Annotated in this window: 16 protein-coding genes and 1 pseudogene; 15 read left to right on the top strand and 2 right to left on the bottom strand. The window is 64.4% G+C overall.

The window, feature by feature from the left end; all coding sequences use genetic code 11:
• The 3 genes and pseudogenes from HX613_RS15680 to HX613_RS15670 form a co-directional block, all read left to right on the top strand.
• Positions 1-435, top strand: a pseudogene (locus tag HX613_RS15680) (hypothetical protein); the annotation flags it as partial.
• A gap of 2 nt (positions 436-437) precedes the next feature.
• Complete coding sequence (locus HX613_RS15675; RefSeq protein WP_235346176.1) at positions 438-653, top strand: hypothetical protein; 216 nt, start codon at positions 438-440, stop codon at positions 651-653.
• The gene (locus tag HX613_RS15670) at positions 650-1,300 is read left to right on the top strand and encodes a TrmH family RNA methyltransferase (protein WP_235346174.1); all 651 of its coding nucleotides are present in this window, start codon (positions 650-652) and stop codon (positions 1,298-1,300) included. The genes HX613_RS15675 and HX613_RS15670 overlap by 4 nt, the downstream gene beginning before the upstream one ends.
• 448 nt (positions 1,301-1,748) lie before the next feature.
• On the opposite strand, the gene HX613_RS15665 is transcribed toward HX613_RS15670, so the two are convergent.
• Both HX613_RS15665 and HX613_RS15660 read right to left on the bottom strand, forming a co-directional pair.
• Positions 1,749-2,897, bottom strand: a complete 1,149-nt coding sequence (locus HX613_RS15665) for an acyl-CoA dehydrogenase family protein (protein ID WP_235345022.1) — start codon at positions 2,895-2,897, stop codon at positions 1,749-1,751.
• Positions 2,849-4,129, bottom strand: coding sequence for an acyl-CoA dehydrogenase family protein (locus HX613_RS15660; RefSeq protein ID WP_235346173.1), 1,281 nt, complete (start codon positions 4,127-4,129; stop codon positions 2,849-2,851). Before HX613_RS15660 ends, HX613_RS15665 begins: the two co-directional genes overlap by 49 nt.
• A 313-nt stretch (positions 4,130-4,442) precedes the next feature.
• On the opposite strand from HX613_RS15660, the gene HX613_RS15655 reads away from it, so the two are divergent.
• The 12 genes from HX613_RS15655 (at position 4,443) to HX613_RS15600 (ending at position 23,903) form a co-directional block, all read left to right on the top strand.
• Positions 4,443-6,983: a LuxR family transcriptional regulator gene (locus HX613_RS15655; RefSeq protein WP_268826960.1), complete on the top strand. Its 2,541-nt coding sequence runs from the start codon at positions 4,443-4,445 to the stop codon at positions 6,981-6,983.
• Positions 6,980-9,541: a LuxR C-terminal-related transcriptional regulator gene (locus HX613_RS15650; RefSeq protein ID WP_235346171.1), complete on the top strand. Its 2,562-nt coding sequence runs from the start codon at positions 6,980-6,982 to the stop codon at positions 9,539-9,541. The genes HX613_RS15655 and HX613_RS15650 overlap by 4 nt, the downstream gene beginning before the upstream one ends.
• A gap of 268 nt (positions 9,542-9,809) precedes the next feature.
• Complete coding sequence (locus HX613_RS15645; RefSeq protein WP_235346170.1) at positions 9,810-12,569, top strand: LuxR C-terminal-related transcriptional regulator; 2,760 nt, start codon at positions 9,810-9,812, stop codon at positions 12,567-12,569.
• A 194-nt stretch (positions 12,570-12,763) separates the two neighbouring features.
• Entirely contained in the window at positions 12,764-14,770 is a 2,007-nt protein-coding gene (locus tag HX613_RS15640; RefSeq protein ID WP_235346169.1) for a nucleoside-diphosphate sugar epimerase/dehydratase, read from the top strand.
• A 7-nt stretch (positions 14,771-14,777) separates the two neighbouring features.
• On the top strand, positions 14,778-15,932 hold the full coding sequence (locus HX613_RS15635; RefSeq protein ID WP_235346168.1) for a GNAT family N-acetyltransferase: 1,155 nt from the start codon (positions 14,778-14,780) through the stop codon (positions 15,930-15,932).
• The gene (locus HX613_RS15630; RefSeq protein ID WP_235346167.1) at positions 15,929-17,086 is read left to right on the top strand and encodes a GNAT family N-acetyltransferase; all 1,158 of its coding nucleotides are present in this window, start codon (positions 15,929-15,931) and stop codon (positions 17,084-17,086) included. Before HX613_RS15635 ends, HX613_RS15630 begins: the two co-directional genes overlap by 4 nt.
• 1 nt (position 17,087) lies before the next feature.
• Positions 17,088-18,116: a sugar transferase gene (locus HX613_RS15625; protein WP_235346166.1), complete on the top strand. Its 1,029-nt coding sequence runs from the start codon at positions 17,088-17,090 to the stop codon at positions 18,114-18,116.
• Positions 18,113-19,297: a DegT/DnrJ/EryC1/StrS family aminotransferase gene (locus HX613_RS15620; RefSeq protein ID WP_235346165.1), complete on the top strand. Its 1,185-nt coding sequence runs from the start codon at positions 18,113-18,115 to the stop codon at positions 19,295-19,297. Before HX613_RS15625 ends, HX613_RS15620 begins: the two co-directional genes overlap by 4 nt.
• Before the next feature lie 175 nt (positions 19,298-19,472).
• The gene (locus HX613_RS15615) at positions 19,473-21,101 is read left to right on the top strand and encodes a polysaccharide biosynthesis tyrosine autokinase (protein ID WP_235346164.1); all 1,629 of its coding nucleotides are present in this window, start codon (positions 19,473-19,475) and stop codon (positions 21,099-21,101) included.
• Positions 21,098-22,216: a glycosyltransferase gene (locus HX613_RS15610; RefSeq protein WP_235346163.1), complete on the top strand. Its 1,119-nt coding sequence runs from the start codon at positions 21,098-21,100 to the stop codon at positions 22,214-22,216. Before HX613_RS15615 ends, HX613_RS15610 begins: the two co-directional genes overlap by 4 nt.
• A complete protein-coding gene (locus HX613_RS15605; protein ID WP_235346162.1) occupies positions 22,213-23,304 on the top strand; it encodes a glycosyltransferase family 2 protein in 1,092 nt (363 codons plus the stop codon). Before HX613_RS15610 ends, HX613_RS15605 begins: the two co-directional genes overlap by 4 nt.
• Entirely contained in the window at positions 23,301-23,903 is a 603-nt protein-coding gene (locus tag HX613_RS15600) for an arsenate reductase/protein-tyrosine-phosphatase family protein (protein WP_235346161.1), read from the top strand. The genes HX613_RS15605 and HX613_RS15600 overlap by 4 nt, the downstream gene beginning before the upstream one ends.

Below are 23,903 nucleotides of genomic sequence, written 5' to 3'. Positions count from 1 at the left end.
GTGGCCGAACTCGGACTCTCCATCACAGGCAAGACCTCACTGGCATTCGCCATGCTGCCCGGCCTGGGCTGGTTCGCACTGACGCTGCTGTTCACCGCGTGGGCGATCTACGCGCTCCTCGTCTGGGCATCGACGGTGTCCGGCAGCAAGGCGCGCAAGACCTTCGTCTCGATCATCGGCGTCATCACCGTTGCCGGCTTCATCGCACCCGTCATCGTGGGAGCATCGGGAACGGTCGCCAAGGTGCTGTCGTGGACTCCGTTCACCTCGCCGCTGGAATTGCCGGACGCTTCTTCGGCAGCCCACCCGCATGGTGGGAGGGCCTCGTCGCCGCAGCCATTGCTGCCCTGGTTGCCCTCATCATCCACTCCTTGGCCAGCAGCGCCTACGTTCGCGCGGTGCTCACCGGCGGAGGACGCGGCGGCAAGACCGTGAAGATGAGCAAGCGTGCGCAGAAGGTCTCCGTCGGCTCAGCCGGCAAGAAGGCTGATTCTAAGGACTCTGCCGCGGACTCGGGCTCCGACGCTGATTCGGGCGCGAAATCCGACGACGTGATCGATTCGGACTCCGACGACACCTCGGACTCCGACGACACCTCGGCGAAGGCAGCGAAGGTTGACGAGTCGGCGGATGAAACCGATGACAAGAAGTGACTGAAGACAGCGCGTTGCAGGCAGACGCGCCACAGGTAGGGGTCGGTCCGTGGACCGGCCCCTGGCCTGTGTCTGAGCATTTTGATCCCGAGCTGCTGCGTGACGGTGATCGTCGCAATGTCGTCGACAGATATCGTTACTGGAAGCTCGACGCGATCGTCGCCGATCTCGACACGACGCGGCACGAGTTCCACGTCGGTGTGGAGAACTGGCAGCACGACCTCAACATCGGGTCGGTGGTCAGGACAGCCAACGCCTTCAACGCCGCCGCGGTGCACATCGTGGGCAGGCGGCGGTGGAATCGGCGCGGGGCGATGGTCACCGACCGGTACCAGTACCAGCACATCATCCACCACCCGAGCATCGACGACCTCCTGCAGTGGTGCACCGACAATTCCGTACCGCTGATCGGAATCGACAACTTCCCGGACTCGGTGCCGTTGGAGACCTATGACCTGCCGCGACGCAGCCTGCTGCTCTTCGGGCAGGAAGGGCCGGGTCTGAGCGAGGAAGCGCACCAGGCGAGCACAGCGGTGCTGTCGATCGCACAGTACGGTTCAACCCGGTCGATGAACGCGGCCGCGGCTGCGGCGATCACCATGCACTCCTGGGTTCGCCGCCACGTCTACGACCAGCCGGTGGACTGAATCCTGCCAACGTGATGAGGGTGGCCGACGGGTGCTCAACAGCCCGTGTGTCGAACGTCGACGGGTACTCAGCAGCCCGTGCGCCGAGCGCCGACGGGTGGGCAGGGCTCTACTGTGCCCCCGCCGGCACTTTTGGCCCCAACGGTTGGTAAGTCCTGGTCGATCGCAGCCCTGGGATCGACCAGGACTTACCAACTGTCCGGTGGTTCGTCGATGCTGCTGGGGCAAAAGTGCAGGAAAGGACGAAGAAGGGGCGTCCCGCGTTGCTTCCGGTATGGAAGAACACGGAACGCCCCTTCTCTTCTGCAGAGATTTCGACGCCCGACAGAGACTTCGACGCCCGACGTCATCGAATGCTCGTCGTCGCGCTGTGGCCTCAGCTCAGGTCGGCAGCCTGTGGCTCGCTGCGGCCTCAGTTCAGGTCGGCAGCCTGTGGCTCGCTGCGGCCTCAGTTCAGGTCGGCAGCCTGTGGCTCGATGAGCCCACCGATCTCTGCCAGCTCGGCAGTCAGCGAATCGGCATCGTCGAAGGTGCGCGAGATGACGGTCAGGCGCTTTGCGTAATGACCGATCGGGTACTCCATCGTCATGCCGATGCCGCCGTGCATCTGAATCGACTCCTGGCTGATGGTGCGAGCCGACTGATCGATGATGATCTTGGCCGCGATGACATCACGGTGGCGGTCCTTCTCGGAGCCGGCTTCCTCGTTGGTGACAGCAAGTCGTGAGTACAGGGCCATGCTGCGCGCATACTCGAGGTCCGCGTAGAGGTCGGCCGCACGGTGCTGCAGGGCCTGGTTCGCACCGATCGGGGCGCCGAACTGCTCACGGGTCTTGAGGTACTCGGCGGTCATGGTCAGCGAGGCTTCCATGACACCGACTGCTTCGGCCATGATCGCAGCGTTCGCGGTGTCGAGCACCTCGGCGACGACGGCATGCGCATCGGCGGCGCCGAGGCGCTGGGCCGGTGCGTTGTCGAACTTCACGCTGGCGCTTCCCTGGCCGTCGGCCTGACGGTGTGTGACGCGGGAGACTCCGGTTGCCGTCGCGGCGACCAGGAACAATCCGAGTTCGCCGTTCTCCGAGGCTGTGACGATGAACTGGTCGGCGACGTCGCCGCCGAGCACGCCGTTCTTCTCGCCGCTGATCGTGAAGGCACCGTCAGCGCCCGTCGAGGCGGTGGTGGACGGAGTATCGACCGCGTAGCGCAGACCGGGCTCGAGGGCCGCAAATGCGAGGAAGGTCTGGCCCTCGCACACGGAGGGCAGGATCTCCTGCTTCTGCTCTTCGCTGCCGGCGGCGGCGATCGCATTGGCGCCCAGCACTGCTGTGGCCAGGAACGGCTCGAGCACGAGTGAACGGCCGAATGCTTCCAAGACCACAGCAACCTCGGCGAAGGTCATTTCTGCTCCACCGTAGTTCTCCGGGATTGCCAGGCCGAGCAGGCCCATCTCTGCGAACGCCTCCCACTTCTCGCGGGAGATGCCCTCTTCGCTGTGCAGAATGGCTTCGCGGGCCTGGGTGTCGTACTCGCTGCGCAGGTACTTGTTCAGGGTGCTGGCGAGTTCTTGCTGAATGTCGTTGAGTTCAAGATCCATTGTTGTCCTCTTCTTAAGTGTTCTGGGGTTGCGGAGACCTCAGAGACCAAGCAGTGCTTTCGAGATGATTCCGCGCTGCACCTCGGACGAGCCGCCGTAGATGGTGACCTTGCGGGTGTTGAAGTACGCGGGAAGGGCGTCGACTGCTCCGAGCGGAAGTCCGAGAGTCCCTCGCCCTGAGCACGGTCGGTGACGAAGTCCAGGCCCTGGGGACCGAGGACGTCGACGAGCAGCTCGCTGATGTCTTCCTGCAGCTGTGAGCCCTTGAGCTTGAGCACGGAGGAGCGTGGATCCGGCTTGTCAGATCCGGCGGCCTGAGTCGAGAGGATCCGCAGCTGGGTCATCTCGAGTGCCGTGAGCTCGGCTTCGATCCTAGTCAGGCGGGCGGAGAACAGCGGATCGTCGAGCAAGGTGCCGCGTGCCGTCTTCGTCACCGCGGCGTATGCCTTGGCACGGGCCAGGTTGACCTTCGAGCCGCCGATCCGGGCGATGCCTGTTCGCTCATTGCCGAGCAGGAATTTCGCGTAGGTCCATCCCTTGTTCTCTTCGCCGACGAGGTTCTCGACGGGAACCTCGACATTGTCGAAGAAGACTTCGTTGACCTCATGGCCGCCGTCGATGAGCTGGATCGGGCGAACCGTGACTCCGGGCGTCTTCATGTCGATGAGCAGGAACGAGATGCCGGCCTGCTTCTTCACATTCGGGTCGGTGCGGACCAGGTTGAACATCCAGTCGCCGTACTGGCCCAGGGTCGTCCAGGTCTTCTGTCCGTTGACGATGTACTTGTCGCCGTCACGTACCGCGGAGGTCTTCAGCGATGCGAGGTCAGAGCCGGCATCGGGTTCGGAGAAGCCCTGTGACCACCAGATGTCGATATTGGCGGTGGCGGGAAGGAAGCGCTCCTTGATCTCCTGGCTGCCGAAGGTCGCGATGACCGGGCCGACCATGGAGACGTTGAAGGGCAGCGGCTGTGGAACGCAGGCCAGCTGCATCTCTTCAAGCCAGATGTGGCGCTGTACCGGAGTCCAGTCCTGGCCGCCCCATTCGACGGGCCAGTTGGGTACGGCGTAACCGTGCTGATTGAGGATCCGCTGCGAAGTGACCATGTCCTCCTTGGTCAGCTCCTGGCCGGTGGCGACCTTGAAGCGCAGCTCCTCGGGGATCTCCGTGCGATAGAACTGACGCATCTTCTGAGCGAACTCGCGCTCCTCTGCATTCAGCAAGGTGTCCATGAAAACTCCTGATTGATCGTTCGGTAACTTAGCTCCAATAGTACGGTTCGGTGTTCGGGCTCACAAGTGGGGCGAGCTGACCCGAGGGGCCGGAGCCAGGCTGCATCTAGTTTCAGGTTCCACCAACATCACGATTGCTTAACATTATTTCAAAAGTGACATACCACAAATACGCTGAGTGGTAAGACATTGATAGGCGCTTGATAGTCTTGGTCGGCGGCCTGAATATTATTCATTGGTGTTCCGATGACGACGCACACCTCTTCTTGACTCAGTTGAGACGCTCGGGAACGGAAAGCTGAGATTCTTGGACATGCAGGGATATCCGGCGTCGCATTCAACTTCTTCGCGGCAGATATTCGGATACGAGTCCGAACTGTCGACTGTGGTCGGTTCGTTCGCTGACCCTGCCTGTTGCGGCGTCCTTCTAGTGGGGCCTGCCGGCGTCGGTAAGACCACAGTCATCAATGCAACGCTGGCTCGTCTGGACCCAGCGGCGACGATCATTCGATTTCGGGGCTCGGAGAACGCGCTGAAGCGGAATCTGGGAATCTTTCAGATCCTCCTGTCTCAATCGGGCTTCGGCCCCAGCCTCGTACCTGGCCGCGCTCTGACGGTCCTCGCAGGGCTGCTCGCCCAGCGGACTGAGGGGGCCGATGCCATCGTCGTTCTCGACAATGCTGATCTTGTCGATGACCATTCGCTCTCCGTTCTGGCTCAGCTGGCTGAGACGGGCCGCGTCCGCCTGCTCGTCGCTGCGGAATCGGTGCGTCCGCCGCTTGATCTCATCGCGAACTTGTGGATTGCGGGAAGGATGTCCCGGGTGGACCTGGAGGGTATCGACGAGGCAGCAGCCACCGCGATGATCAACGGCCTGGGCCTGCTTGAGGCCGAGCTCAGATCCCCCACGGAACTCTACGAGTTCTCTCACGGCAATCCCCGGCTCCTCGAGCGGCTGATCTACGACGGGCGTCGGCACAGCGGGACCGAGCGCACCACTGCACGAGCGGATCCGCGCCACCGAGATCTCATCGAGACGATTTCCCTCATGGATGCGATTCCCTATGATTCACTGGTGCATTTGGCCGACCCCTCAGATCTGGACTCGCTTGCCGAAATCGGCCTGCTGACGATCACCAGAGGACGACGCGCTGTGGTGACGATGCGCGAGCCCGTCGTGTCCGAGAACATTCGAGCGGCCATTCGTCCATCTCGCAGCCTGCAGCTGTTCAAACAGTTCCAGCGCGTGGCCGATCCTGAGCAGCTGCGGGATCGCACCCTGTTCGGCTTCGTCCGCTGGGCCCTGTCTCTGGGAGAGCCGCAATCGGTCGAGCACGTCGTCTCCGCCGCAGGTTGGGCCAATGCGCAGGGCAGCTACTCGGTCGCCGCCGATCTCATCCGCACAAGCGGTCATGAGGAGGAGCGGCTCGCGCTCGAACTGTGTCGGGCCGAGCGGGCTCTCGGGAATTTCAGGTCGGCTCGGAAGATCCTCGACCGTCTCATCGATGCGGCGGTCGAGAGACCGTCCACGATGAGTGCCGAGTTCCTCTCTCGTCTGGCTTCGATCGAGTTGCGGCTCATCGATCCGCGGCATCCAGAGCTATCGCGAACCGAATGGGTGCGCGAGCGACTCTCCCACCCCAGCGATCGGGGCCGACTCGACGCCACACGTGCGAAATTTGAGCTCAAAGGCGGTCGCCTCGAGGCCAGCCGTCGACTCGCGGAGTCCGTCTATCGCGATCATGCCTGCTCGGTGCGGCATCGCCTGAGAGCATGTGCGTTCCTCGGCATCGCCGAGGTGATGGCCGGAAGAATCGAGACGGGTCTGTCCTACATCGAGCAGGCCAGACTCATGTTGCAGCTGCCTGGACTGACCTCGTTCGAGATCGAGGATGCTGTTCCTCAGTTCTTCACCGCTTACTACATCGCCGGAGAATGGGATCGGGCCCGCCATTCGCTGAGCGGACTCAAGTCGAGCAGGCGGCTCAAGGAGCTCACCGGAGCACTCGTCGACCTGCGGGTAGGGAAGGTGTCGAGCGCCCATCGAAGCCTCGACGCACTGTGTTTGTCCTTCAACGCCATCGACGTCGTCGACCTCACAGTGATCGCCCGCTCAGCGCTCAACTGCGCCGCAATGTTCACAGGGCTCGCAACACCGATCGTCGGACTCGACGAGGAGAACCCCGCCGATGGCAGTCTCCACTCATGGTGGTCGGCCTTCGAGACTCAGCTGTTGGATCTGCAGACTCTGGCGCAGAACTCTCCGCTCAGCGCCGCCGAGCAGCTGTACAGCCTCGGCGAGGCGTATGAGCGCAGCGATGCGCACGGGCTCACCGCTCTGGCCTGGATCGAAGCGGCCAGGCTAGGTCATCGGCCGGCAACGGCGTCCCTGCCTCGGGTAGCGGGACTCGTCGACGGCGGGCTCGGGCGCCTGGCTCGATCTGTGGCCCATGCTATGGCCACAGAGGATCTTGCCGCCCTCATCGCGGCGGCGCGTGAGGCAGACACTTTCGGCACGGTTCTCCTGTGCTCGCAACTCGCCAAGTCGGCACGCGATCAGGCGATCGCCGAAAACGATGGGGCGGCAGCCAAAGAGGCTCGGCTCATTCTCGGTCGCACTCTGAGGATCATCGACTTCAATGCTGACGGCGGTCAGCTGCGTGCCTCCCTGACTCAACTGGAAAGGGACCTCATCGACGGTATCGACGCGGGCAGCACGAGTGCGGCACTCGGCAAGGAGCTCCATCTGTCCGTGCGAACGGTGGAGTGGCACCTGGGCCGCATCTATCGTCGCCTGCATGTGGCCAATCGGCAGGAGCTGCGCGAGGTGGTGAGAGCGTGGAAAGGACTATGAGCGTCAATAGGACCGAGAACGTGGCTGCGGATCTGCGGGTCTTCGGTCGGAGGGCCGAGCTCGAGATGATCGACAATTCCCTCGTCGATGCGGCGAGCTCGGGAATCCTCATCGAAGGCGAGATCGGCGTCGGCAAGTCATTTCTGGCCCGCAGCATCTTTCTGCGGCGCGGGAGCGGCGACATCTGGATCCGCGGGGATCGCGTGCTCCAGTGGATCGACTTCGGCGCCCTCGGACTCATCGTCGACCTCGACGGGGATCCGGAGACCCTGCTCAGCCGAATCGTCGCCACACTGACATCGTCACGTTCCCCACGAGTCGTCTTCGCCGATGACGCGCATCTTCTCGACGAGAGGACGCGGGAAGTCCTGTCGGAACTGGCCGACGATGGCGTGATCAGACTCGTGGCGCTGACCCGGACAACGGCGAAGGACGAACGCATTCCCTTCTCTGAGCTCGTCGAGGATCGGGTCGTCGGTCATCTGGTTCTCGATGTCCTGCGGCCCGAGGACTATCGCGAGATGGTGGAAGCCTCTCTCGGAGGTATCGCCTCGCAAGGGGTGATCGACATCGTCAGTCACCATTCGGGACGGAACCCCGGGAAACTCTTGGAGCTGCTCGAATACACCTCCCGGAAGAGTCGCTTCCTCCATCGCCGAGGCGTATGGCTGCTCGACGGACTCGACATCGACTACGACGAACGCGCTCGCGACTACACGAGGATCGAACTGTCCCAGTACTCCGCGCAGGAGCGTGAGGCTCTCGCGCTGGTGGTGCTGGCGGGCGAGGTGGACCTCGAGACGATGCTGGAGGCGGAGCTGGGCGCGGCCGCAGACGCCCTGGTCGTGACTGGGGAGCTGCGCATCGAGCATGGCAGTTCGCGTACCTATGTGGCGGCGGAGAATTCTGCATTCGATACGATTCGCTACACTACTCCGGTGGGACGGAGCCGAGCGAAGTTCGAGTTCATCGCGGGAAGCGGGGATTCACCGTCCGACTGGGCGAAGGTCCTGCGGACTGAATGGGGACTGCTGTGCGGCGCCGAGGTGAGTGAGCGCGAGGTCATCGACAGCGCGAGAACGGCCGCACACCTCGGCGACTGGCTGCGCGCGATGCGACTGCTCGCCGAGGTTCCGACGGATCGGATGGAAGCCCACGAGCTGTTCGACCTCGCCCGACTGTACTGTGGGTGCAACAAGGTTCCGATCGGCCTGGACATACTGGCACAGTGCGTGAAGAAGGCCTGCTGCGCCCAGCTCGTCATCGACGCCTTGGTGATCTGGATGAACCGTGACTTCGGACGCTCATCGCCGGCGCTGTCCGCCGACGACTTCCGCCGGTCCTTCGAGAGGCTGAGGACTCAGGCGAATGCTCATTCCTCGCCGGGTCTGAGCGTGCAGTTCGGGCTCAGGCTCCTCGACCAGGTCGGCGACTCCCTCCGCGAGTCACGGCCGGTCGACAGACGAGCCATCGGGGACCTGTCAGGGCAGCGGGCTCTGCCGACGACGGTTCGCCTGCTCGACACGATCCTCAATGCTACGGCCATGCTGGATGCAGGGCGCACGCTCGAGGCACTCGCCCTTCTGGAAGGTGTGAATGAAGAATACCCGACGGAGAGTTCGGGGATCATGAACCTGAGAATGCTGAGGGTCCGAGCACTGCTGCAACTCAATCGGGTCGAGGAGGCAAAGAGGGCGTTGAGAGGGCTTCCGACCCATGACATCGCCTATCTGGCAGCGCGCTCGGGCCCCGTCGATCTCCTGTGGGCACAGACCCATCTGCTCGAGGGCGAGTTGCCGAAGGCGATGCATGCGCTGCGGGCGTCGATCGAGGCACTGGAGTATTGGAACCAGACCGGACAGCTCGCGATCGCGCTGGCGGAAGCGGAATACGCCACCGTGAGGGTGGGAATGCCGGAGGAAGCCGACGAGCTCCATGCGCGATTCGACGAACTGCCGGCCGCGGGCCTCTATCACGAGCGCCGACGGGCGTTGGTGCTGCGCACCGTGGCTCGCTGGCTGCGGACTGCCGATCGGAAGTATGAGCGAGAGCTCCGGAACCTTCTCCGCAGTGCGCAGGAGGACGGTGCCGCTGCAATCCAGGCCCTCATACGTCTCAGTCTCTTCAGACACTTCGACGAGTCCGAGCCGGAGGAGATGGTTCGAGTGGGCAGACTCGGCACGGGCCGCGAGTTCGAGCTGCTGCAGGGGCTGGGGGCGGCGCTGATGGACAAGGACGGAGCCGCTCTGATCCGATTCGCCGAAGTCCATGAGCGGTCGATGCCGGACCTCGGAGCCAGATGCCGAAGGCTCGCATCACGATTCTTCGATGCCGGGGCCGGACCCGGGTCCTCTGGCGGCCTGCAGGCTGTGCTCACGGTTCGCGAACGACAGATCAGCAGGCTCATCGTCGACGGCAGGTCGAATTCCGAGATCGCCGGCGAGCTCGGTGTCCGGGTGCGAACAGTGGAGGGTCATACGTACCGGCTGTTTCGAAAGCTGGGCATCACCCGCCGCGAACAGGTGGCAGACGCGCTGAGGACGGTCAGAGCGAGCTGACTGCGCCGCAGAGTACCTGTGGACTCGGACGGGCTGGGCGAAGGACGAGTGAGTATCGCCAGACTGCGGAGAAGCGTCGCAGAACGAACATGAGGTGACCAGTCACCGTGGTGACTCGGTGATGACTGAGTAGTGACCGAGACCGGACTCCCGTGGCAGCCACCTATCGGCCTCCCACCTGGGGCGGCAACGATCGAGACATGGATATTTCGCAGCGGCAGCCTCAGTCAGTGACAGCACAGCAACTGAACCGAATCGGCGGCACGCCATGCAGAAGGTGATTCGGCACAGGGAACTCGCACGCCTCAGGAATCTTCTCACGCGCCACTGGGCCGCCGCCGTCGTGGGGCGCACGGGTCTGGGAAAGAACTCACTCCTCAAGGCTCTGGAGGCGAACTGGGAGGGGACCGTCATTCGGGTCCCCTGCAACAGTTCGGAATCGACAACGCCCTACTCAGGAATCGATATCCTCCTCACCGCGGTCGGAGCGCTCAAGAACAGATCCTCCATCTTGTCGGCCGACGGAGCCTCCACCACGTCGGTCAGCTCTCGAACAGAAGCCGGTGTCGAAGTCGACTCCCCAGCGGTCCTCGACGCCGACGTCGAGCGTCGAGCGGGAGGTGAGTCGACGGCAGCCCTCGCCGACGCTGCGATCGATGCCCTGTGCGCGACCCAGCCGCCCGAGAACACCCTGATTGTGATCGCCGGCGCAGATGAGATGGATGACCATTCCCAGTCCGTGCTCGGCCAGATCATCCGCAGACTCCCGTCCGGTCGATTCCGCATCGCTGTCTCGGCGCATTCCATCACAAGTGAGAGCCCCCTGGGTCCGATCGCCTGCGTCGAGCTTCGGGACCTCAGCCACGACGAGCTGATCGAGCTCGTACATCGGCTCACAGACGGTCGTATCGCCGACGAGTCCGCCCGCATCGCCGCATCCGCCGCTTCCGGACGTCCGCTCGCACTCCGGCACATCCTCGATGCGATGAATCGCAGTGAGAGGCTCGGCGAGAGCGCACTGACGATCCCTGTCCGCACAGGTCGCGCAGGTGACTCGCTGATGCGAGACATCATCGGGAACCCTGGCACGGAAACCCTGGCTCTGCTCAGACTGCTGTCACTGGCGCCTTCGACGCCCTGCCGACCGCTGCTCGCCCGGGTCCCGGGCTTCTGGGAGATCGTCGACGAATTGGAGGCACGCGACATCGTCGAGCGACGGGGTGCGTACCTGCGCATCACCCATGGACTCGTGAGGGCCTGGGCCCATCAGTCGATGAGTTCGAGCGAACGCATCGCCGGTCACGAGCAACTCGCGGAGGACTGCGCGGAGTTCGATTCGCGTCTTGAGCACTGGCACTCCTCCTTCTCTCGGCCGACGGAGCAGTCGGCACCGACGCTCATCGATGACAGCCGGAGCTTCATCCGCCAAGGGGCGAGCGAAGCAGGCATCGAATTCGTGGAGCGCGCGATGCGAGTCAGCTCCGAGGAGGAAGCTCTGGCGACTGGTCTTCTCGACGTCGCTCAGATGCTCTATGAGCGCAGCGAATTCGTCTTCGCATCTCGCTATGTACGCATCGTCGCCCGCTCCAGCCGACGCTCACTCGCGGTGCGGGCTCGGACCCTCGACATCCAGATCACCTTCGCCCAGCGTCAGACGCTGCCCTCCCACCTGCTCAACAGCTGGACCAGGGCAGAACTCGCCGAGGTTCCGGCCGATGTGGCCCGACTGCAGCTCATCCTCAGCATCTGTCGCAGCGAACGGGGCGAATACGCCGAGGCCGACGAGCTGCTGCGGGCCGCGCAGGGAGCGTCGAACCACCTCGGCGAACCCGAGCGTCAGCTCCTCGAGGCGGCTATGATCCGGGTCGAGAGCAGTCGTGGCCGGGATCTGACGGCGCTGCGCAGCTTCACCGCGATGAGGACCCGCGACTCCGAAGGACTCGAACCTGACTATGTGCTGTCTGTGGCGTCGGGTCTGATGCTGACCGAGCACTACGAATCTGCACAGGCGGCGCTCGCCCTACTTCGGGACAACAGCGATCGAGGGACCATCTGGCGCACGCAGGCGCTCTGCCTGCAGGCTGAGACTGCGGTCCGCGCCGGTCACCTCCGACAGGCGAACGAACTCATCGATTCGATCGGCTCGCGGGAGGACGATGCGGCACACGTGAGGCCCGACCGGCTCCTCACACTGCGCTGCTGGCAACTGCTCATAGCTGGGAGGGCCAGCGATGCCGAACCCGTCGAAGCACAGCTGGCAGCCCTGGCGACCGCGACCGACAATCGGCGGCTGCTCGCCGAGCTCAATGCCCTGCAGGGGAGCGCTCTGCTGCGGATGGGCTACCCGGCTGAGGCCGTGCGCCATCTTCATCGGTGTGACGAATTGTCGACGGCCGAGGTGAGTCCGAACGTCCGCAGGCACGAGTCCGACCTCATCGAGGCCCTCATCGAGATCGGGCGGAGGGAACATGCGGGTCTGCTCGTGCAGCAGCTGCGGAAGAGGGTCGAGAGGTGTCACTCACGGTGGGCCGAATTGGCCCTGAGCCGATGCGAGGCACTGCTCGCGTCGGGGGAGAAGAGCAGTGAGCTGTTCAACCTCGCGCTGCGGTCATGGAGACCGCAGGACTCCCTGTTCGAGAAGGCACTGACGCACACAGCGTTCGCCAGGCGGCTGAACGATCTCGGTTCCGGACCACGCGCTCGGGAGCAGTTCCTCACCGCCGCTTCGATTTTCGCCGAGGTGGGCGCCGAACGCCTTGCCGAGGGTGACGGATCCCAGGCGTCGCTCAGCGCAGCCGCAACTGCGCCGCCCGTGCTCCCGCAGCTCAGTGAGCTCAGCGAGGAGGAGCTCAAGGTTGTCGAGCTGGTCAGGGCCGGGCTGAAGAACAAGGAGATCGCCCGCAGAGTCTTCGTCTCTCTGCGCACGGTCGAGCTCAGACTCACAGCCGTGTACAGAAAGCTCAATGTCGGGTCGCGGACCGAGCTCGTCTCCCGGCTCGCGGGGAACCCGAGACTGGCGGCCGTCTGAGCGACACCGCATGGCGGCAGTCCGCACAGAGCCCGCGGATGACCGCAGACCGGGTGCCGCATCGGCAGCGGCATGGTCGGTGCGAAATAGCGTGGAACTGATCGCGAATCGCCCGAACGACGCAGTTCGTCGGCAGGGCATAGGCAGGAAAGTGAGAGCGGCGCAGCTGCTCTCAGGAAGCATTGGAGATCGCAATGACAGTAACAGAACTCCCGAATTCGATGACCGGTGAATCGCCGGGCAGCTGGTCTTCTCGACTGGCGATCAGGATCTGGAAGAGGAAGTCGTGGCTGCAGGTCGTGTTCGACGTGGCCGCATGGATCGTTGCAGCCGGCCTTGCCTGGTCTGTCCTGGGCTTCGACTGGGTCGACGGCACGGCGATCGCCGTCGTCCTCGCCGTGTCGGTGGCACTGCAGCTGCTCGTCGGCCTGAGCCTGGGACTGTACCGCAGCCGATACCACTACGGGAGCTTCTCCGAATACGGGGGGCTCGTCCTGCTCTGCCTCGTCGTCATCTGTGCGCTGCTGATCGTCACCGCAGGCGATGCGCCGTTCGCTCTGCTGATCGTCTTCTCCGCGCTCATCCTCATGTCCGGCAGCCGCTACGTCATCCGCTACGTCCACCAGATCGCGACCCGCCCCTGGCAGGGCGAGCGAGTGCTCGTCGTCGGGGCCGGCGCGGCCGCCGAATCGCTCATTAGACAGATGCTCTCGGACGTGGAGGGCGCGTATCTGCCCGTCGGGCTCATCGACGACGACCCGCACAAGAAGCACCTGAGCATCCACGGCGTACGAGTCCGCGGAACGAGCAAGGACATCGCCGAGGTTGTCGACTGGCTCAATGTCTCCGGCGTCATCGTCGCCATCGCCGATTCGGACGCACAGTTCCTGCAGTCCTGCCGAGACCGGCTCCAGATGACCGGCCGGTGGCTGCGTACGATTCCTCCTCTGGCGGAACTCGTCGACCGTAGGGTGGAGATCGCCGACATCCGCGATCTCAAAGTCGAGGATCTGATCGGACGCAGCCCCATCCACACCGACCTCAGCGAGATCGTCGAGAGCATCGCCGGCAGACGGATTCTCGTCACCGGTGCCGGTGGGTCCATCGGCAGCGAGCTGTGCCGACAGCTCATCTCGCTGCGGCCGGAATCCCTCATCATGCTCGATCGCGACGAGTCGGCACTGCATGGCGTCGAACTCAACCTCTTCGGGTCGGCGCTTCTGACATCGCCGAACACGGTGCTCGCAGACATCCGCGACGCAGAGGCGCTCGATCGGATCTTCGCCTCGACACGTCCACAGGTCGTCTTCCACGCAGCGGCACTCAAGCATCTGCCGATGCTGCAGAGATTTCCCCAAGAGGCATGGAAGACCAACGTCCATGGGACGCTCAACGTCCTCGAGGCCGCCGCGGCCGCCGGGGTGGAGACCTTCGTCAACATCTCCACCGACAAGGCGGCATCGCCGACGAGCGAACTCGGACGCAGCAAGCGCATCGCTGAGCAGCTCGTGAGCGGATTCGCGGCTCGGGCGGCCGGAACCTACCTCTCGGTGAGGTTCGGCAACGTGCTCGGCTCTCGCGGTTCGGTACTGCTCTCGTTCCAGGAGCAGATCCGCAGGGGAGATCCGGTCACGGTCACCGACCCCGATGTGCGACGGTTCTTCATGACGATCCCAGAGGCATCCCAGCTTGTTCTCCAGGCGGCGGCGATCGGGCAGGACGGCAACGTCATGGTCCTCGACATGGGAGAGCCCGTGCGCATCGACGACATCGCCCGCAGCCTCGTCGCGATGTCGGACAGGCAATCGGAGATCATCTACACCGGTCTGCGCGAGGGCGAGAAGCTCGACGAAGAGCTTTTCGGCGACTACGAGGGCGCCGTGGTGCGAATCCACGAGAAGATCAGCCGAGTCGAAGCCCCCGAGCTCGATGCCCGAGTACTGCCGAGGTGGAACGCATCGAAGCAGGTCATCGACCTCTTCTGTGCGCAGACCTGCATGAGCGAGGTCGACACGCACGAACCCGCCGAAGAGCCTGCCCGCGAAGCCGTTGCCGGAACTGAGCGCGCCCCCGGAACGGTTGTCCGAACTGTGGCTGAAACCGGAAAGGCGCCTGAAATCGCAGCCGAGGTCATCGCCGAGCGGCGCGAGTTCCTCGAAGCTGCGACGAGAAGGATCGTGGGTGAGCCCCATGTCGTATGAGCCGAGAGTGGCGAGCAGCATCGCTGAGGACATCGCCGAGAGCATCGCCGAGGCGGAATTCCGGATCGTCGGTGCCGATACCGAGACCGGATACGCCAACTGGATGAGCGCCTGGCGACGGTGTGCGAACGGCGACGCCTTCTCCCATCCCGACTACCTTCTCGACCTGACCGCGACAGGGGAATCGCCACTGGCCGCCGTGTTCGAGGATCGTACCGGTTCTCAGGTGCTCTACGCCTTCCTGCTGCGCACGATCACCCACGACGCCTGCGGTCGCCAGGTCACCGACGCTGCCTATGACATCACTGCGCCCCTCCTCTACGGCGGACCACTCACGGCACTGGCCGAGAGCGTCGACGAGAGCGAGGTCCTGACACGGTTCTGGCGCCGGTTCCGGAGGTGGGCGCTCGGGGAAGGAGTGGTCACCGAGTTCCACCGGGAGAACCCGATCGCCGAGGTCTCGGGTGGGTATCCCGGAGTCCGCGTCGAACAGGCTTCTCACGTCGTCAAACGACTGGGTGGGCAGTCTCCTGCCGAGCTGCTGGCCGACACCTCGAAGAGCTTTCGACGCAAAGTCCGGCGAGCCGAGGCCGCCGAACTCACCATCTTCCTCGACGAGAGGGGCACCCGACTCGAGGACTTCCTGCGCCTGCACCGCGAGACCATGGATCGCAATCATGCGCACGAGAGGTTCTACCTCGAACGAGAGTACTTCCACACGCTGCATCGGAGCTTCCACGGCAGCTTCGCCTATCTCTATGCGATGGACCGGGGGAGACCGATATCGGTCGAACTGGTGATCTTCTGTCAGGACATCGCCTACTCCTTCCTCGGCGCCTCCGACGAACGTGGTCTGCACACCGGGGCGAACAGCTTCTTGTCGATGCGGGCATTCCGGTATGCGCAGTCTCGCGGGATCTCCGACTATGTGCTCACCGGAGGCGTGACGAACACCGAAGAGGACAGTCTCCTGCGTTACAAGCTCTCGATGGCGAAATCGGGACGCCGCACCTACCGCACAGCGCAGCAGGTGATCGACCCGAAGCGGTACGCCCAACTGAGGCAGGGGCACGCCGGAGCTGCCTTCTTCCCCGCCTACCGGGCGGCGAATCCGGTCTGCACAGAAGCGTGCGGAACACCGACTGCGGAGGTATCGAAATGAACGCCAGCTGGAAGACCTGGGACGCCGAGGCGGCCACGGACCGACAGGCATGGGTTGCGCTCTGGTCGGCCTCGACGGAACGCCATCCCTTCGCCCATCCCGACGTCTGCTCCCTGTTGCGTCCCGCCCAAGGACGGCTCATGGCGGTCGCGATGTCATCAGACGGCGGACACGTCCTCTACCCCTTCTTCCTTCGCGAGATCGGCAGGATCTCCTCCGGCGCCACGGGAGTCACCGGAGGTCCGGGGGCCCCTCTGCGCGACATCGTCTCTCCCTACGGATACGGCGGACCGATGCACTGGGGCATCGATGATGTCGAGACGACGGCGGGGAAGTTCTGGGAGATGTTCGACCTCTGGGCGAAGCAGAACTCCGTCGTCAGTGAGTTCTCCCGTCTGTCCCTGTTCGGCGAATCGCTGCTGCCCTACTGGGGCCAGACCCGCAAACGCCAGACGAACTACGTCCGAGACCTCAGCGTCACTCCCGAAAATCTTGCTCAACAGGCGGCTCCGAAGGTGCGCAGCAATGTCCGCCGGGCGCTGCGAGAGGGAGTGACGACAGTGATCGACACCGACGGTGAGTTCGTCGACGACTTCGTGAGGATCTACACCGAGACGATGGAGCGTCGTGAGAGCGCGGACTGGTACCGCTTCGAGCGGCCCTTCTTCGAGGGGATCCACGCGGCCCTGCCGGGCCAGTTCGCCTATGTCTACGCGCAGATCGAAGGGCGTCTCGTCTCCGCCGATCTGCTCCTCTTCGGAGAGTCCACCGGATACTACTTCCTGGGCGGGACCGAGGCAGCCGCCTTCGGTGTTCGTCCCAACGATCTCGTCAAGATGGAATCGATGAAATGGCTCCAGGCGCATGGCCGCCGCCGGTATGTGCTCGGTGGCGGCGTTACCGCCGATGACAGCTTGGAACGATATAAACGCGGATTCGCGCCTCACGGCCAGGTCGACTACCTCACGGGCGAACGCGTGATCTCCCCACGGAACTACGACCTTCTCCTCGCCGAGCATCGCCGCCGATTCGCCGCCAGCGGTCTGGTTTTCGACGACTCCGGCGACTTCTTCCCCGCGTACCGGCGCGACGCCGAAGTGCTGGAGGCTGTCGATGCCTCGGCGGCCGGACTGACTGAACGAGTGAGGTCCTGAAATGATCTATCCCCACATCAAACGAGCCTTCGATCTGATCGGGTCGGCCCTCGGGCTGCTCGTGCTCGGACCGCTCATCGTCGCCACAGCCTGTCTTGTGCTCGCCTTCCACGGGGCGCCGATCATCTTCACCCAGGAACGGGTCACCCAGGGTGGAAAGGTCTTCCGTCTCAAGAAGTTCCGGAGCATGAGGCCACCCCACCCGGACCGATGGACGAGCGACGCGGCCCGCCTGACGATCTTCGGACGGTTCGTCAGGGCCACGAGCCTCGACGAGCTGCCGAGTCTGTGGAACGTCCTCGTCGGCGATATGAGCCTCATCGGCCCGAGACCCCTGACGACCGACTACCTCTCCCTCTACACCCCCGAACAGATCAGACGCCACGAAGTCAGAGGCGGCCTGAGCGGACTCGCGCAGGTGAGCGGTCGCAATGCGCTGTCCTGGGACGACAGATTCGACCTCGACCTCGCCTACGTCGAGACGATGAGCCTGAGGACGGATCTGCGGATCCTGTTCCGCACATTCACGACCGTGTTCCGGCGACAGGGCGTCAGCCATCCGGGCGCTGCGACGATGTTCAGCTATGGGGGCAGTCTGCGGTCAGAGCTCGTCGACTTCCAGCAGATCGCGAAGACTCGTGAGCTCACCCAATGGATGGCCAGGACCCGAGCGGGCGAGAGGGTCGGACTGTGCGAGATGGTCAGCCTCGGCGAGTCCGCGAGGATGATTCGGTTCGTACCGAACCCTCCCAATCTCTCGTTCGACTCCGCCGAGCTCGAAGTCTTGGAGCGTGAGGTTCTGCGCCTGCTCCTCAACCGGGCTCGCGGAGCCGATGCCGACTTCGCCTTCTGCCCCGTGTCCGCAACGGCGGGTTCGGCCGATCTCTACTTCTCCTCCGGCTTCCGGCCCGTCACCGAGATGCCCAGCGCCGGGACCCTGCCGCATGTCGCTCGCTTCGGGGAGGACCTCCTGTGCTGTGTGCTGCGGCCGGAGGAACTGACGAGCACCGATCTGAGGTTGGCGTCATGACGATCTCAGATGTCGAAGCGACCAGTTCGATGAAGGCGCCCGGAATCGGACGGATCCCGATGTCGACCCCCGACGTCGGACCGCTCGAGGAGGAGTACCTTCTCCGGGCCTTCCGCAGCGGATGGATCGCTCCCACCGGTCCCGACCTCACTGCCTTCGAAGCAGAGCTGGCCGCGAAGGTCGGTGTTCGACACGCGGTCGGGCTCTCCTCGGGAACCGCGGCGCTGCACCTCGGCCTGCTGGGTCTCGGCGTCGGTCCAGGGAATCAAGTGGTGACCTCGACCATGACGTTCGCTGCGACGGCGAACGCCATCACCTATTGCGGAGCCGAGCCGGTGTTCATCGACTGCTGCGCAGACGGGAACATGGACCCTGTGCTCCTGCATAAAGCGCTCACAGTCGCGGCCGAGGGCGGTCGCCTGCCCGCGGCTGTCGTGCCCGTGGACCTCCTCGGGCGACCAGCCGACTACGACCGGATCCTGCCGATCGCGGCGGAATTCGGTGTCCCCGTCCTCGTCGACGCGGCCGAGTCCCTGGGCTCCTTGCACGGTGTTCGTGCGACCGCGAGCATGGGGCACGCTGCTGCAGTGTCGTTCAATGGGAACAAGATCATGACCACCTCGGGCGGCGGTGCTCTGCTCACCGACGATGCAGAGCTCGCCGGCTACGCGGCCTACCTAGCGGCCCAGGCGCGCAGACCAGTGGCCCACTATGAGCACACCGAGGTCGGCTTCAACTATCGTCTGAGCAATCTGCTCGCCGCCCTCGGCAGAGCTCAGCTCTCACGCCTCGAGTCGATGATCTCGAGGCGGACGGAGAATCGGGCCCGATACGTCGAACTGTTCGTCGGCAGGGAGGGCATCGAACTCTTCGGCAGTGGAAACCCCCATCATGACAATGCCTGGCTGAGCGCTGTGCTCATCGACGAGTCGAGAACAGGATTCACCGCCGGTCAGCTGGGGGCATGGATGGCCGATCACGACATCGAGACCCGACCGCTGTGGAAGCCGATGCACCTGCAACCGGTGTTCAGCGGCCTTCCGATGCTCGGCGGAGAGATGGCCGAGTCCCTCTTCGCCACGGGCCTGACTCTGCCCAGCGGCTCGGCCCTGAGTCCCGAGCAGCTCGATCGAGTTCTATCGGTCATCGACGCATTCCTGTGCGGAGGGCCGCACCAATGATGCGGCTGCCCGTAGTGCGGGCCCCAGCCCCGGGCACCGACAACCCTCATCCGAATAGTCTGAAACCGGGTCGAGCCCACCGCCCGACCCGCGCTGCGGTCTCACCTCTGGTGTTCGTTCGCAGCCGCCGACCGGAGCGGAACGAGAAATGAAACTCAAGGAATTCCTGCATCTCATGAGGCGAAATGCCGTCCTCCTCATCCTTGCCACCGTCTTCGGCGGGATCGGGGGCCTCGGCGTCTCAGCGCTGATGCCGACCACGTACAGCTCTCGCACCGAGATGTTCGTCTCGGTGTCGACCTCGGGCGAACCCTATGAGATGCAGATGGCATCGAGCTTCATCCAGGAGCGGATCCAGACCTATATCGACATGACCGGCAGCAGACCGGTTCTCGAACCGGCCATCGACCGCCTCGACCTTGATATGACCCCGGAGGAGCTGGCCTCGCAGGTTTCGGCCTACAGCGATCCGCGCACCGTGCTCATCACTGTCGAGGCGAGTGCGGAGACTGCCCGAGATGCCGCGGAGATTTCGGGGGCCGTTGCTGACAGCCTTGTCAAGGTCATCGGCGACGTCGAGAGCCCGAGCGCCGAGGCGACGGGACAGATCCAGCTCAAGGTGTCGAACCCGGCGGTCCCACCCACCCAGCCCGACGGCTTGGCCCTGTGGATGTGCATCTGCCTCGGTCTTCCCGTCGGTCTCGCGATCGGACTCGGTGTCGCACTTCTGCGGGCGAACCTCGACAGCCGGCTGCGCAGCAAGGAGGACGTGGAGGCGATCACCTCGGCTTCGGTGCTCGCGTCGATCCCCGACGATCCGCGGATAGCCGAACAGCCGCTGATTACCGAGATGGGCCTCGACAACCCCCGCGGTGAGGCGTTCCGTCGGCTCCGGACCAATCTGGGCTTCGCGCAGGTCGACGACACGAACTCGGCGATACTCATCACCTCTGCACAGGCCCAAGAAGGCAAGTCGTCGACGAGTATCAATCTCGCCATCGCCCTGGCTCAGTCGGGCAGCAGGGTCGCCCTCGTCGACGTCGATCTCAGGCAGCCGACGGTGGCCCAGAAGTTGGGCCTCGAGAACTCCGCAGGGTTGACGACGGCCCTGCTCGGCTCGGTCGATGTGTCCGATGTCCTGCAGCCGTGGGGGCAGGACGAGCTCTACGTCCTCACCGCAGGAATGATGCCGCCGAATCCAGTGGAGCTGCTCGATTCCCGTGCCATGGGCACGCTCATCACCCGGCTGACCGGGGAATTCGACATCGTCATCCTCGACGGTCCGCCACTCCTCCCGGTGGCCGACAGCCTGGTCCTGTCCAAACACGTCGGTCGTGTGCTCCTCGTCGCCAGCATCGGCCAGGTGCGCATCGGTGACCTGCAAGAGGCGCTGCGCAGCCTCAAGGTGCTCAAGGCTCCCGTGAACCTCGTCCTCAATCGGGTGCCGCGGTCCTCGACGGAGATGAATGCCTATTACCAGCCCTATTCGAGTAGGTCGCAGGAGCTGCGGCCGCGAACGGGCCGGGAGGTCGGCACGGACCGTTCTGGCACTCGGGCGCCGGATGCGGCGGGCGAAGGCTCGAACGCAGACGAGCCACGGCACGGCGAAGAGCCCTCAGACGGCGAGGTGTTCAGCGGCACCGAAGCGGGCTCGCGTGAAGGGGCCGATGCCGGTGAGGAGCTCGTCTATTCGCGGTGGGCATCGAGCGAAATACTCGAAGCCCATGTCTGGCCAGGGCGGTTCGGTCGTTCCGCCGGATTGACCAGGCGTGAGAGTCTGTCTCAGGGAAGAAGGCTGCCATGAGGATCGGTGTGCTCGCCAGCGTCGGGCATATGGTCGACTCCTTCTTTCACGAAATCATCGATTCCTGGGTCGACGCGGGCCACACGGTGTCCGTGGCTGCCGGAACGCCGACCGCGGACGGGGAGAGCGTCGTCATCTCCGGGCTCGGCCGCCGTCCGGGACCGGGCACCCTGGCCGCGTGGTCCGGACTCCGAGCCTGGGCGCGGGATGAGGCCCTCGACATCGTCCTGACGAACTCCGCAACGGCATCTGCGCTCGTGCGGACCGCACGGCTGAGAATCCCCGTCGTCTACTTCTGCCATGGGCTCCACTGGAACACCGGCACCCGACTCAGTGACGGGGTGTGGCAGATAGTGGAGGAGGCGCTGCTGCGACGCACCGACGCAGTGATCACGATCAACTCCGACGATCATGCGTGGTTCACCGCGAGAGTCGCCTCGCGGCGGCTGCTTCGTCTGCACACGGGCGTCGGGCTCGACCTCGATCGATATCGGGAGGCAAGCCCGCCTTCCGAGGAACGTCCGCCCCAGTCATTGCAGTCGCAGGCGCCGCATGAGGGGCGGCTCGAACTTGTGTGGATCGGTGAGTTCAGTGCCCGCAAGCGGCCGGAGTCGGCCGTCGACGTCGCCGCCGGACTGCGATTCCTCGGAGTCGACTTCCGGTTGCGCATGATCGGTGAAGGCTCCCGGCGTGGGGTCGTCAACGACAGAATCCGCAGGCTCGGTCTCACACAGAATGTCGCCGCTGCCGGATCGGGTTCCGCAGCCGCGGCACTGAGAGGAAGCCACGGCCTCCTCCACACGGCGACCTGGGAAGGTCTTCCACGCGTGATGTTGGAGGGATTGGCCGTGGGCCGTCGCGCCTATGCCTTCGACGTCAAAGGCGTCCGTGATGTCCCCGAAGCGGTCCTTGTCGCCGATGGCGATGTGGATGCCCTCGTCGCATCGATCTGGGCGGAGTGGTCCTCCGGCCGAATGACCGCTCCACTGTCCTATGACCGCACCGCCCTCGACTCCACACGATCGGCCGATGCCGTGAGAAACCTCCTCGAGGCCCTGACAGACCCAAGCGACCCCGGCGCTGGCCGGATCGCAGTGAGCCGGGGCACGAGATGATGGCCGCGGGCACCCTGGTGTCGTTGGTCGTTCCGGTCTTCAACGGCGAACGGAGTCTGAGATCCGCGCTCGAGTCGGTGACGGGGCAGACGCACCGCAACCTCGAACTCATCGTCGTCGACGACGGATCAACAGACGCCACCGGTGCGATCATCGATGAGCTCGCCGAGGCGGATGAACGGATCCGACCCGTGCACCAGCCGAATCGTGGAGTCTCCGCCGCTCGGAACCGGGGACTCGCTGCCGCAGCAGGAGAATGGGTCGTGTTCGTCGATGCCGACGACATGCTCACCGACCCGCTGCTGTGCGAGGCGATCGTCCTCGCCGGAGGTGAGGACGCCGACATTGTGTGCTTCGGTTCGAGCGACGATCCCGCGGACATCGGTGTCCCGAGCTTCGCCGACGACCGCAGTATCACGGGGGGCGGCGACTTCGTCGGTGGTGAGTCAGCCGGCAACGCCTGGGCCGTCAGGGTCGCGCAATGTCGTCTCCGCGAGCTGCTCGCCGAGGTCCGCGATGTGTCTCTTGACCAGCGGAGCCTCGCGACGATGATCGCCGACGAGAGCGCGAATGCCGTGTGGGACAAGGCCTACCGGCGGACCCTGCTCGACGAGGGCGAATGCCGATTCGTCGAGGGCCTCAAGATGGGCGAGGACCTTGTGTTCAACCTCGCCTGCCTCGATCGCGCCCAGACGATGAAATCCGTGCCGATCATCGGCCACTTCTACCGTCGCGACAGCGCCGGCTCCGCGACCGACCGCTACCTCCCCGACAAGTTCAGGGATCTCACGCTCGTCGGGGACCGCCTCGGCGAATGGGCGCGGAGCACAGGGTCAGCGGAACTCGTCGCGGCGGTGGACTTCATCAGAGCGAAGAACGTCTTCTCATGCATGAGGGACCTCCATCATCGCGACTGCGAGGTTCCGCGCGAGGGTCGGTTGGCGCGGGCCAAGGACTACCGAGCGCAGGTGCCTTCGGTCCGCGTCCGCGGACTCGGACCAAGCAGGCGTCTGCTGAGCTCCGCCTACAATCTCCTCGATTATCGGGCGATGTTCCGCCTCGCCGGACTGGTGGATGGTCTGCGATGACCGCACGATGGGAGATCGACGACAGGACATTCCGCATTCTCGTGGTGTGCACTGGAAACATCTGCCGGTCCCCGCTGACCGAGAAGTTCCTGCAGTGCGGATTCGACGCAATGGCGCCCGCGCAGTTCGAAGTCTCGAGCGCTGGCACCAGCGGCCTGACGGGTGACAACGTAACGCCGCAGATCGCACGGATCGCGGCCCCGCACGGGATCACATTCGACGGGTTCCGGGCGCGCAGGCTCGAGATCGAGCACATTAGTGTCGCCGATCTCGTCCTCACGATGGAGAGGGCCCACCGGGCGACTGTCGTGCAGATGCTGCCGTCAGCCCTCAGACACACGTTCACGCTGCGTGAATTCGCTCGCATCCTGCCGCTGGTGCGGGCCGAGAACAGCTCGTCTCCGATCGAGCGCTGGCGTTCCCTGGCGGCGCTGGCTCAGCGATACCGCCGTCCGGTCCTCGGCGACGGGGCGAGCGATGATGTCGTCGATCCGATCGGCCGTTCCGAGGCGATCCATCAGACGATGTTCGATGAAATGATGCCGGCGATCAGTACGCTTCTCGAGTGGGAACGTCGGCTCCGCCGCGTCGAGGTGTGA

The sequence above is a fragment of the Brevibacterium sp. UCMA 11754 genome (genome assembly GCF_021532275.1).
In the GTDB taxonomy this organism is placed as follows: Bacteria; Actinomycetota; Actinomycetes; order Actinomycetales; family Brevibacteriaceae; genus Brevibacterium.
Note: the sequence above shows the minus strand (reverse complement) of the source record. Positions and strands in the feature narration are given on the sequence as shown.